7 protein-coding genes are annotated in these 10,089 nt (G+C 72.2%); 2 read left to right on the top strand and 5 right to left on the bottom strand.

The genetic code is table 11. The features are described from left to right. On the top strand, positions 1–683 hold a 683-nt coding region (locus tag ACWEN3_RS32795; protein ID WP_452978240.1), incomplete at its 5' end, for an ATP-binding SpoIIE family protein phosphatase. 26 nt (positions 684–709) lie between these two features. Here the strand turns inward: ACWEN3_RS32795 and ACWEN3_RS32790 are convergent. From ACWEN3_RS32790 to ACWEN3_RS32775, 4 genes are all read right to left on the bottom strand, one after another. After that, positions 710–1,732: an alpha/beta fold hydrolase gene (locus tag ACWEN3_RS32790; protein WP_452978237.1), complete on the bottom strand. Its 1,023-nt coding sequence runs from the start codon at positions 1,730–1,732 to the stop codon at positions 710–712. A gap of 269 nt (positions 1,733–2,001) precedes the next feature. Further along, entirely contained in the window at positions 2,002–6,174 is a 4,173-nt protein-coding gene (locus ACWEN3_RS32785) for a beta-galactosidase (RefSeq protein ID WP_452978235.1), read from the bottom strand. Positions 6,175–6,482: 308 nt separating this feature from the next. After that, a complete protein-coding gene (locus ACWEN3_RS32780; RefSeq protein ID WP_452978232.1) occupies positions 6,483–6,644 on the bottom strand; it encodes a hypothetical protein in 162 nt (53 codons plus the stop codon). Positions 6,645–6,770: 126 nt separating this feature from the next. Continuing rightward, positions 6,771–7,202 carry an SsgA family sporulation/cell division regulator gene (locus tag ACWEN3_RS32775; protein ID WP_452978229.1) on the bottom strand — a complete coding sequence of 144 codons (432 nt, stop codon included), beginning with the start codon at positions 7,200–7,202 and terminating at the stop codon, positions 6,771–6,773. A 505-nt stretch (positions 7,203–7,707) separates the two neighbouring features. Between ACWEN3_RS32775 and ACWEN3_RS32770 the strand changes: the two genes are divergently transcribed. After that, the gene (locus tag ACWEN3_RS32770) at positions 7,708–9,084 is read left to right on the top strand and encodes a cryptochrome/photolyase family protein (RefSeq protein ID WP_452978226.1); all 1,377 of its coding nucleotides are present in this window, start codon (positions 7,708–7,710) and stop codon (positions 9,082–9,084) included. Positions 9,085–9,152: 68 nt separating this feature from the next. On the opposite strand, the gene ACWEN3_RS32765 is transcribed toward ACWEN3_RS32770, so the two are convergent. Next, on the bottom strand, positions 9,153–10,089 hold a 937-nt coding region (locus tag ACWEN3_RS32765), incomplete at its 5' end, for an FAD-dependent oxidoreductase (protein WP_452978223.1).

Genomic DNA, 10,089 nt, shown 5'->3' with positions numbered 1-10,089 from the left:
ACGGCGGCTCCGACATCCTGGACCTGCCCGCGGGCCCGCCGCTCGGCCTCGGCTACCTGCCGTTCCAGTCCGTCGAACTGGAGCTGGCCGAGGGCAGCCTCATCGCGCTCTACACCGACGGCCTCATCGAGTCCTTCGACCGCGACATCGACGTCGGGCTTGCCCGGCTGGACAACGCCCTCGCGGCGCCCCGACCGACCCTCGAGGAAACCGGCCGCAGGGTGATCGACAGCCTCCTGAACGGTCCGCCGGCCGACGACGCGGCCCTGCTCCTCGCCCGGACGCGCGTCCTGGCCCGGGACGGCGTCGCCTCCTGGGACCTGCCCAGCGATCCGGCCGCAGTCGCGGACGCCCGCGCCCTCGCCACCCGGCAGCTGACCCAGTGGGGCATCCCCGATCTGACGTTCACCACGGAACTCATCGTCAGCGAACTGGTCACCAACGCCATCCGCCACGGAACCGCGCCGGTCTGCCTCCGCCTGATCAAGGACCGGGGCCTGATCTGCGAGGTCTCCGACGCCAGCAGCACCTCGCCACGCCTGCGCCACGCGCGCACCACCGACGAGGGAGGGCGGGGCCTGCTCATCGTGGCCCAGCTCGCCCGGCGGTGGGGCACCCGGTACACCACCACCGGCAAGATCATCTGGACGGAACAGGCCATCGCGACCGACCCGATCGCCTAGTCACCTTGTTCGGGCGTCTGGGACTGTCACCGAGATGCCGCGGCCGATGCCGCCGTTAGCCCGTCCACGGCCGTCGCGACCGCCTCGGGGCTGGAGATCATCGTCAGGTGCCGGGCGCCCGGGATGAGCGTCGGAGGGGGTGCGCCGATGCGCCGGGCGGTCTCCTGTGGGGTCTGCCGGGTGAACACGTCGTCCTGGGCGCCGAACACCACCGACTTGGGCAGGCGCACACCGGCGAGCCGGGCGACCTGGTCCGCGGGCAGCCCCGGCACACCCGCGGCCAGCATGCTCCAGAGCGCGTCCTCCGCGCCCGGCACCCGGAGCGGGCGTCGCCACTGATCCAGACCGGCGGCGTCCAGGCGCGGACAGGCAAGCCCGCACTGTGCGTCGTAGACGCCCCGGATCACGGCGTCGATGCCGAGCCCGAGCCGCAGCAGGCTGGTGCGGTACGGGTCGATCAGCACGTACTTGAAGGCCGGCGGCGGCCCGGCAGCGGTGTCCAGGGCGTCGCCGTCGAGGAGCATCACACCCCCCAGCCGGCCCGGGGCCCGCAACGCCGCCTCGGTGACCACGGCGGCTCCGCTGGAGTGCCCCACCAGCAGCGGGCGCTCGCCCGGACCGCCGAGGTGCACGGCGTCCAGGAAGCCCAGAAGCTGCCGGGTGAAATGGTCCACGGTGTACGGGCCGTGGCGCTCGCTGTATCCGTCGCCGGTCAGGTCGAGCGCGTACACCCGGTGGTCGCGGGCGAGCAGCGGGGCGAGGCGCGACCAGGTGTCCACGGATTCGAAGGCGCCGTGCACCAGGACGACCGGCGGGCCCTGCGTGCCCCAGGTCTGGTAGCGCGTGCGGATGTCGGCGGCCTGCACGTACCTCAGCCCCCGCGGGGGCGCGGCGTGTCCCGCCGTCACGCTGTTGTAGACGAACGAGGCCGCCGTGACGACCACCAGCAGGCCGGCACAGCCCAGCGCGCCGCGCCGCAGCCACCGCCGCAGCCGGGAGCGGGGTGGCCGCTGCGCGCGCTCGGCAGGGAGCGACGGCGGAGCGGACACGGGACCGGCGCCCCCGCCCCCGTCTGCGTCCTCGGGTTCGGCTCCGACACGGCGAAGATCAGCTGTCACAGCCCACAGCATCACCCATGGCACACCCGTGGTCATCGTGCGGGGGTAGCCACCGTGACTACTCCGCCGGGTGTGCGGACCACGGGCGCGGGGTGCCTTGTGTGCGGGCGAGCAGGGCGGGGGCTCTCATTCGCGCCAGGGGCCCGCCGGACGGATGCGCCTGTGGCGCCCCGCCGGCCGGCCCCCGTCACCGGCGTCCGTCAGCTGCAGGTCAGCGTCGGCATCGCCCAGTCCCCGTGGTCGTTGCCATTGCCGTCGCCGGCGTCACCGACCTTGAGGTCGACCACCTGGGCGCCGCTGACGTCGACGTCGATCGGCACCGCGGCCTGTCTGCCGCGGATCGTCGGCGTGGTCACCGAGGTCCTGCCGTCGGCGATCACCGAGAACGTCACCGTCCCCCCACCACCTGTCTCGTCGTCGACACCGACGTCCGCCGTCAGCCGAGAGCAGTTTCCGGCGAGGTAGAGCTCGACGTCGCTGACCGAATTGGTGCCGAGGCCCTTGGCGTATCCGACGCCTGCGACACGGATCGGACGGCCGTCCCCGGCGGCCTGTTCACCGACGCTGCTGTCGCGTTCGACCGGACCCCACCCGTTGGTGGACGACAGGAACGGCAGGTCGCTCACGGCGCTCTTCCCGGCCGGTGGAGCCGGCGGGAGCCCGCCGATGACGCGCTCGTCGACGCCGGCGGCCTGCCGCCCGTTCTGCACGTAGTGCACCGTGGCGGTGAGTGCCGAGGCGGACGGGAGCTTCCCGGCCGGCGGTTGGACCCTCCACGTGAACGTGGCTGATCCGCCGGGTTCCAGGCGCTGGACCGACGTGGGGCTCGTCGCGCTCGCACTCCAGCCGTCGGGCACGGAGAGTGAGGCCGTCAGACCGGAGGCGGACGGCCGGTCCTCCGGCAGCCGCACCGTCGTCTCGGCCGTGAAGGCCTGAGCCGGCTGAGCGGTGTTCGGCACGTCCAGGGTGACATCCACACCCGGACGCTCCGGCATCGCGTACTTCCGGTGGTCGTAGCGGGGACTGTCGTTCTGCGCGACGCGCAGGGACGAGGCGTAGCTGCCGTAGTCGGTGAGCGAGACCCTGCCGAGACCGCCGGTGCCGCCGTCCAGGTTCCACACGGCGACGGCGATGCTGTTGTGGCCGTTCGGATTCAGGATGCCGTCGGGAACCGGGAAGGTGTGCTGCGGGCCGAGGTAGTTGACGTAGTTGCCGACCTGCCAGCCGTTCACGAAGATCGTGGCACGGTACTTGCGGGACGGATCGTCGGTGAACGTCAGCCCGAGCGAGGTGTCCTGGCCGTGCGGCAGGTCCAGTTCGGCGTCGGTGCGGTACCAGGAGACCCCGGGACGGGTGTCGGTCGTCGGCAGCGACACCTGGTTCCAGTCGCCGTCCGGGTAGCCCGGCAGGGACCAGCCGGCCCGCTCGCCGTACAGGCCGCCCGTCGAGAGCGGGCCGCGCACCGTGTCCTGCGGGTCCTCGCCGCCCCGCACGCCCTGCAGCCGCCAGGTGACGGCAGTCAACGGCGCGCCGACGAGGGAGGCGCTGGTCAGGCCGCGCGCGGTCTTGTTGCCGTTGGTCGAGTTGTAGTCCTCCTCGTGCCCCATGTTCACGGTGAGCACGGAGATCACGTTGCCGCCCTCCGACTTCACCGAACCGGCCGGGAAGGTGAGATCGGCGCTGCCTGTGGTGGAGCTGCCCAGGAAGGCGCCGTTGAGCCAGGCGGAGAACGCCTGCGCCTTGCCGCCGGAGTCCGAGACCAGGTGGATGCCGGTCTCCTTGCCGGTGGCGTGGAAGCGGCCGCGGTACCACGTGTTGCCGGTGTGGAAGCCGTAGTCGTCCGCGTAGAGCACGGGCGGCGAGTTGACGCCGGAGACGCTGTTGGTGGCCGTCCTGTCCGCCACCTGCCAGCTGGAGTCGTCGAAACCGGGAGCCGCTTCGGGGGACTCCTCGGCGTGCTTCCAGTTCGTCAGCGCCGGCAGGTGCACCGGGGCTGCCACCGGGATCTCCCCGGTGAGGCTCCCCGTGTCGGTGGCCCGGGTGTCCAACGGCCTGCCGTTCCAGGTGACATGGTCGGCGGAGGTGAACACCTCGATGTTCCCGTCGTCGGCGTTGTCGCCGGTGAGCGCCACGGTGTGGCCGCCGTCCAGGCTGGTCGCCGTCCGCAGCAGGTGGGTGCCGCGCACGAGCACCGGGCCGGTCGCCGTGTCCTGGCGCCAGAAGTTCTCCGCCGTGGCCTTGTCGCCGACGAGGAGCAGCAGCGGGCGCTTTCCGCCGCCGCTGACGCCGATGCGGATCAGGCCTTTGTGCGTGTAGTTCAGCCGCAGGTCACCGGTGGCCGCGTCCCAGGTGGTCGTGACCGTGCCGCCGCTGCTGGTCACGGTGGGCCTGGCGGAGTAGCGCAGCACGGTCTCGCCGTCGCTGCCCGGGTCGCCGTAGAGCACGGAGACGTCCCGGTCGCCGATGGCCGTGTGGGTCATGATCTCCGACGTCGAGTACTGCAACTGCGAGTCCCCGAGCCGGTAGTTCGCCACGATCACGTGCGAGTCGCGCCCGTCGAGGGTGATCGCGGTGCCCGGCTGCTGGGGTACGACCGGGTAGGTCGGCTGCGAGGCGGCGGCCGTCGGCACGTCGACGGCGTCGATGGACACGAAGTCGTCCGTGGACCCTGAGCTGTGGTTCCCGACGACGACGATCTTCAGCGTGTGTGCTCCGGGCGCCAGGCCGGTCTTCTGGAAGATCACCGCCTGGTTCTCGCCGCCGGAGTCGTCCACCGTCGCCACCTTGGCGCCGTCGAGATAGACGTCGGCGTAGCCGTGGTTGCCGGTCTTCGAGCCGATCCAGCGGATCGCGGTGCCGTCGAAGGGGACGGTGACCGAGTCGCCGGCCTTGTCGGAGAACGACTCGGTGTGCTTGTAGTCGCCGCCGGTGTAGCTCTGGTCGGCCACGTGCGACCACGAACCGGCGTACTGCAGCGCGGAGTCGGGGTCGTCCCAGGTGTACGTCGTGTCCGCGGACGGCTGGGCGTTGAAGTCCAGCGAGACATGGGTCCTGTCGACCGCCGTGGAGGTGGAGTTCCCGTGCCGCAGGACGTGGAACTGCGTCTTGGTGTCGGGGTTCATCCGGGCGGTGTTCACGATCGCGGAGTCGTCCGGCGGCGTGGCCCTGATCGCCTCGGTCTTGGTCAGCGGGGCGACCGACTGCGTGAAGTACCCGAGCAGCTTGTCCTCGTAGTACTTCGGATCGAGTTGGCGGTTCTCGCGGATCGCGGCCCCGTAGTCGTAGGACGTGTAGTTCTCCGGCATGCCCAGCCAGCCCCAGTTGGTGCCGCCGTAGGTCATGTAGAAGCTCTGCGCGGTGGCGCCGACGGCTATGTTCTGCTTGTAGAACACGTTGGCGAACCGGTCGTTGATCAGCTGGGCGCACTTGTCGTAGCCCGGCCCGCCCCAGGGGTCGAAGGCGCCGCCCTGGAACTCCGGCGAGTACAGCGGCTTGCCGGCCGGGTGGTCGTAGCCGATGTCGGGTACGCCGCTCCACTTCGAGGGGTTCGAGCAGTTGAAGCCCTGGGGATAGGAGTCCGGTCCGTCGACGTCCAGGGCGGCCGTACCGGAGTTGAAGGTGCCGTTGTTGTTGCCGGTCAGCGGTACCGTGATGCCGTCGGCGCGGGCCTTGTCCTCCAGGTGCTTCATGTAGGAGCGGCCGGCGGCCGAGCCGTTGTAGTACTCGTTCTCGACCTGGTAGGCGATGACCGATCCGGTGCCGTCGGTCAGCTGGTGGCGGGCGATGACGCGGTCGATCCGGGTCAGCCACTCGTCCGCGTACTTCAGGAACTGCGGGTCGTCACTGCGGTTGTGCCCGGCCTTGGTGGTCATCCAGCCGGGCAGGCCGCCGCTGTCGACCTCGGCGTTGATGTACGGCGCCGGGCGCGCGATCACGTAGAGCCCGGCCTCCTGGGCCATGTCGAGCAGCTTGTCGACGTCGCGCACCCCGCTGAAGTCGTACACACCGGGCTTCGGCGAGTGGTATCCCCAGTCGAAGTACAACGAGGTGGCGTTGAACCCGGCGGCCTTCATCTTCTGGAAGATGTCGCGCCACAGGTCCGGGCTGGGGAGCCGGAAGTAGTGGAACTCGCCGGACCACAGGTAGGTGCGCCTGCCGTCGACGAGGAACGAGTAGCCGTCGAGGCTCACCGTGTGCGCCCGCGGACCGGCGGCGGACGCGGCGGCGGGTGCCTGCCCGCCGCCGTCGCGCGCCGCCGCGGGCGCGGTCATGCCCGTGGCCAGGGCGAGGGTCGCGGCTGTCGCGAGGACGGCCCTCCACCACCGTCGGCGGCCGGGTCTCGCGGTTTCTGAACCGATCCGATTGCTCCGCACTGCGCCTCCATGCCGTCTGAGGACTCAGGATCGAACAGACTCAGGCAAAGTCGAACAGTAAGGGGGCACAAGGCACAACACAATGGGTCGGAGCGAACACGCTCGGGGCGGCAGGAGCGGCATGGAAGCCGTACGTCCGCCGCCCGCTGACCAACCGTCACGGGATACGGCTGCCGACCGGCGCGGAGAACGGGGGCGCGATGCGCGTCGTGGCGACATGGCTGACGGCCCACGCCGCGGGGGGCCCTGTGCCACCGCCCGGACTCTCGCGGCGGTGGCCCCTGGGGCCGGGGGTGCTGATCAGTCCGCTACGAGAGCAGCGAGCCGAAGTTGATCGCTCGATCGGTCTCCCTGAGGAGCCGCGTGGCCGCGGCGTTCACATCAGCCGGTATGTCGCCGCGTTCCTGGACGAGCCTGTCGTAGATCGGTGCGTCACCCCAGGCATGGCCGGTCACGTCGTGCTGGCTCACTGTCCTGCTCCTCCTTCGCCTGTACAAACGGCTAGCGAGTGTACGGGTGCGGGCGGGCCCCGGTTGCCTCGCTGCGACGTCCGGGGCGGCCGGCGCCGTGCACGCCGGGGACGCGCCGGTATCCGGTCAGTCGTGGCGCAGCAGTTCCGCCACGACGTCGTCCCAGCACAGGTGGGAGGCCTCGGTGCCTGCGGGTACCGCGGTGAAGGTGTCGGTCAGCCAGTCCTGGAACGCGGTGGCCGGCACGTACAGCGCGGCGGCGCCGCCCCCGCCGCGCAGGACGATTCGCACCGTGGTGGGGCCGTGACAGCGGCAGGGCGGCCAGACGCGGACGTTGCCCTCGCCGGAGGGGGTGCGCAGGCCCTCGTACAGCAGGTCCCGGGAGAACAGCCAGGGTGCGACGGTCTCGGGACCGCCGCCGAAGTCCAGTCGCACGGCGAGCGGATCGGTGGAGTCGTAGCTGAAGCGGACCTCGATCGGGACGGCTTCGGTGGCGCTGAGGACCAGATGGATGGTCATGTCGGTGTGCAGACGCTTGGTCCGGCCGGTCCCGTGCATGGCGCCTCCCAGGTGAGGTGGAACGTGGGCTCTGCCGTCCCCCCAGGGCGCCGGCGGACCTCCGTCGGTGACGGTGGCGCCGCGCCCGATCGCAAGCCCGAAGCCGCCCGCACTCCCACTTCCGGATGGCGCCGCGGAGCGGATGCGGTCGGGTCGCCCGTCTCCTGGGAGGTGATGAGCGCCGCTGCCTGCTCGGGGATCGGCCGCTGCGCCCATCGCGACGGGAGCGCGAGAAGGCCACGCCCCAGTGGCACCTCGACGGTTGCCCCGCGACAGGCTTTGTAGGCAGAGCCATTCGAGTGAATACGGGAACTGAGCGCGCGGCTCGGAGATCGATCACCCGCATCACGAAGGAGCCGGCGACTCCGGGGGGAAGCTTTTCGGACTGAATTCGGCGCCTCGGGCACGGGTCGCACGCTCACGGCGTGAGCGCATCCGCCGTCGCGGTCGCGGCCGAAGACCTCTGTACCGGTTGCCGTCGCTCATCCCGAGGAAGCTCACGCCCATGCACGTCTCGGTCGTCCTGTTCACCGCCGATCTGCGCCTGCACGACCATCCGCCGCTGCGTGCCGCGCTGGACGCGGCCGGCGCCGTCGTACCGCTGTTCGTGCGGGACCGCGCCGTCGAGGCGGCGGGGTTCGCCGCGGCCAACCGCTGCGCCTTCCTCGACGGCTGCCTGGCGGACCTGGACGCCTCGCTGCGCGCCCGGGGCGGCCGTCTCGTGCTGCGCTCCGGTGACCTGGTGGAGGAGGTGTGCCGGGTGGTGACCGAGACGGACGCCGACGAGGTGCACATGTCGGCCGGGTACAGCGGGTTCGCCGGGCGCCGGGAGGAACGCCTGCGCGCCGCTCTGGAGGCGGCGGGCCGCCGGCTGTTCGTGCACGACGCGGTCACCGTCGCCGTACCGCCCGGCGCGGTGACCCCCGCCGCCTCCGACCACTTCGCCGTCTTCACCCCGTACTACCGGCAGTGGGCGCAGGTGCCGCTGCGGCCGGTCGCCGGCGCCCCACGCCGGGTGCCGGTACCCGACGAGGCGCGCGGCGAACGGGTCCCCGCGCACGACGGGACCACCGGGGCGTCCCCGGACCTGCCGCCCGGCGGGGAGAGCGAGGCCCGCAAGCAGGCCGCCGCCTACTGGCGCCGCGGCCTGGACGCCTACGACACCACCCGAGACGACCTGGCCGCCGACGCCACCTCGCGCTTCTCGGCCCACCTGCACTTCGGCACCCTGTCCCCGGTGGAGCTGGTGCACCGCGCCCGCCGGCACGGCGGAGCCGGCGCCGAGGCGTTCGTACGGCAGCTCGCCTGGCGCGACTTCCACCGGCAGGTGCTCGCCGCACGCCCCGGGACGGCCCATGCCGACTACCGCACCAAGCGCGACCGCTGGCGCACCGAGCGCACCGCCGCCTCCGACATCGGCGCGTGGCGCGAGGGCCGCACCGGCTACCCGGTCATCGACGCGGCCATGCGGCAGTTGCGCCAGGAGGGCTGGATGCACAACCGCGCCCGGCTCCTCACCGCCAGCTTCCTCACCAAGACCCTCTACGTCGACTGGCGGATCGGCGCCGCCCACTTCCTGCACTGGCTGGTCGACGGCGACGTGGCCAACAACCAGCTCAACTGGCAGTGGATGGCCGGCACCGGCACCGACACCCGCCCCAACCGGGTCCTCAACCCGGTCACACAGGCCAAGAAGTACGACCCGGACGGCACCTATGTGCGCCGTTGGCTCCCCGAACTCTCCGGAGTCGAGGCCCCGTCGGTGCACGAGCCGTGGAAGCTGCCGAGCCTGGACCGCGCCGCCCTCGACTATCCCGACCCGATCGTCGAACTCTCCGAGGGACTGGACCGCTTCCGCCGGGCCCGTGACAAGCAGCGGTGAGCAGGGCGATCCCCGGCTAGCCGCTCCGATCGCCCCGCCGTCGGATGGTCCGGCCCGATGTCCCGACGTCAGCCGCCCGCCAGCTCCGCCGTCACCTCCCGGGCCGCGCGGGCTCCCGATGCCAGCGCCCCCTGGACCGAGCCCGTGGCGCGGTGGTCGCCGCAGACGTAACGGCCGGTTCCCACCCGGCTGCGGCGGCTGAGCGGCAGCCCGGGCGGCATCGCGGGCAGGGCCTCCTCCACCGTGCGGGTCGCGATCAGGTCCCAGCCGGCGGTGTCGGTCTCGTAGCACTCGGCGAGGGCCGCCCGGACACCCGTCTCCCTGCCCTCGACGTGGGCGCCGAGCACCGAGGTGGCCACCAGGGCGCATCCGCGCGGGGCGTGCGCGGGGTGCACCTCGCTCATCACGCAGCTGTTGGCGAAACGCCCCCGCGCGTCCGTCATCAGCATCGGCTCGCGCAAGGGGGAGCGGGCGGCGAGGTGGTAGTAGGTGTTGACCGTGCGGTACGGCGGTACCGCCAGGTCCGGCAGCAGGCGGGCCGCCGCACCGGGCCCCGCCGCCACGACCACCGCCCGCGCCGCCACGGGCCGGTCCCCGTCCACGAGGACGCCCTCGTCCGTCAGGGCCGTCACCGGTGACTCCAGGGCGAGGGCGCCGGGGCGGAGCCGGGACGCGAGCAGTTCGGGCACGGCCCCGATGCCGCCGGCCGGCAGGCAGAGGGTGCCGCGGGCCATGCTCCGCCACACGAGGTGGAAGAACCGGCTGGACGTCTCCAGGCCGTCCTCCAGGAACACCCCGGACAGGAACGGCCGGAAGAACCGTTCCACGAACCCGTCGGTGAAGCCCGCCCGGGACAGCGCCCGCCGTGTCGTGGTGTCCCGCCCGTGCCGCAGCAGCGCCATCGGCGCGAGGGCGTCCCAGCCGGTCAGCGCGGCCAGGGCGGCCAGGTCGCGCGGCCCGGCCGGTCCGTCGGCCAGTCCCGCCACGGCCTGCCGGGGCGCCCGC

This window comes from Streptomyces sp. NPDC004561 (assembly GCF_053602155.1).
The sequence above is the reverse complement of the archived record's forward strand: the minus strand, read 5'-3'. Positions and strand labels throughout refer to the sequence as shown.

Bases quoted from the DNA above. Each gene is read 5' to 3' on its own strand.
- ACWEN3_RS32775 (WP_452978229.1), bottom strand. From the start codon at position 7,202: ATGCACGGGACCGGCCGGACCAAGCGTCTGCACACCGACATGACCATC.
- ACWEN3_RS32770 (WP_452978226.1), top strand. From the start codon at position 7,708: ATGCACGTCTCGGTCGTCCTGTTCACCGCCGATCTGCGCCTGCACGAC.